General features: G+C 31.3%; 3 protein-coding genes. All 3 read right to left on the minus strand.

Annotation, left to right across the window (positions count from 1 at the left end; all coding sequences use genetic code 11):
- Window positions 1-820, minus strand: an 820-nt coding sequence (locus tag AC3DU7_RS10360) for a hypothetical protein (protein ID WP_488039270.1), incomplete at its 3' end; no start/stop codon positions are given.
- Window positions 821-855: 35 nt separating this feature from the next.
- Window positions 856-1,065 carry a hypothetical protein gene (locus AC3DU7_RS10365; RefSeq protein WP_488039271.1) on the minus strand — a complete coding sequence of 70 codons (210 nt, stop codon included), beginning with the start codon at window positions 1,063-1,065 and terminating at the stop codon, window positions 856-858.
- Window positions 1,056-1,259 carry a hypothetical protein gene (locus tag AC3DU7_RS10370; RefSeq protein ID WP_488039272.1) on the minus strand — a complete coding sequence of 68 codons (204 nt, stop codon included), beginning with the start codon at window positions 1,257-1,259 and terminating at the stop codon, window positions 1,056-1,058. The genes AC3DU7_RS10365 and AC3DU7_RS10370 overlap by 10 nt, the downstream gene beginning before the upstream one ends.
- Window positions 1,260-1,322: the final 63 nt, after the last annotated feature.

Here is a 1,322-nt window from a genome sequence, read left to right on the forward strand (position 1 = left end):
CATCAAAAGCTTTTTCTAATTCTGGAGTTAATTTTAGATAATTACTCCACAGTTTCAAATAGTCAAAATCTAATATTTTTCTTCTAGCTTTTAAAACTCCTAATACATCGCGCCATTGTTTTTGAGAATAATTATCTGCAATTTTGTACCATCTTAATTTCTGTAAAACAATATCTTCAGGGGAAACAATATAAATCAATTTATTTGTAGAAAATAGTTGCACTTTTTTCCGGCGCGACATTGCTGACAAATCAAAATCATTAGATTGTTTAATAGGATAGATATCAGCTTTGATTACTGATGCTGTGTGAATAACATTAAAGGTATTAGTACTACCCCTCATAGCATCATCTATAGCAACTTCACTTACATAAAATTCTGTTGCTAAAGCTGCTATTAATTGTTCTACTTTTTCTGGTTCTAAAATTACTGCAATATCAGCATCTTCTGTTTGTCTCCGTTCTCCCCAGAAGGAACTAGCAAGACCACTACCTAAATAGTAAGGAATGTTCAAATTATCTAATATTTCACCAAGGGTTACAGCTAAATCTATTTCAGAAATAATCATAAAATTATTATCAATTAATTTATTTTTTGAGCAATATTCCTCTCCTAATTTTAATTTTATATACTCTATTTTGAGTTGTTTATTGGTGAGATTATTATGTTGCTGTTTAAATAAAGCCCACCAAATTTGTTGTGACTGAATAGATGATCTATGATGTTGCATTATTCTCGTTTCTATAGGCATTTTACCTATGAGTTCAAACCAGATTTTTTCAGCTTCTATTGTTGTATCTGCTGCTTGTTTTTTGTACATTATTGCCTACCACGATGTTACTGAAAAAATTAATCCTAACTAACTGTTTGATAAGACGAATCTAAGATTTTTTGACTCAGTTGTTCGAGGGAGTTTATCTTATCTAAAACTAGCTCAAAACTGTAATCGGAATCCACGGCGATAATTGGTTGAGGATAGCGTTTTTGAATTGACAAAGCAATTTTTAAACTAGCATTTCCTAGCCCAGAAATACTAATAGTTTCGCGATCGCCACTCAAACGCACTGTAGTAGACTCTTAATCCGTATATCCGTGCCATAATCCGTGTGAGCTTCCTCCCTAAATTCAAACTCCAGGATATAACCGACAAATTCTCCTTCTCGGATATTTTCAATTCCTGGGATATTTTTAACAATATCTACCAGTTTATTTTGGTCAAATTGTTCATTTTCACCAATAAATAAAATCAGTAATTGCATAATTTATACAGCATATTCCTCTTTCTTACTTTTAACTTTTAACTTTTGACTTTTGACTTAAAA

The sequence above is a fragment of the Okeania sp. genome (assembly GCF_983059655.1).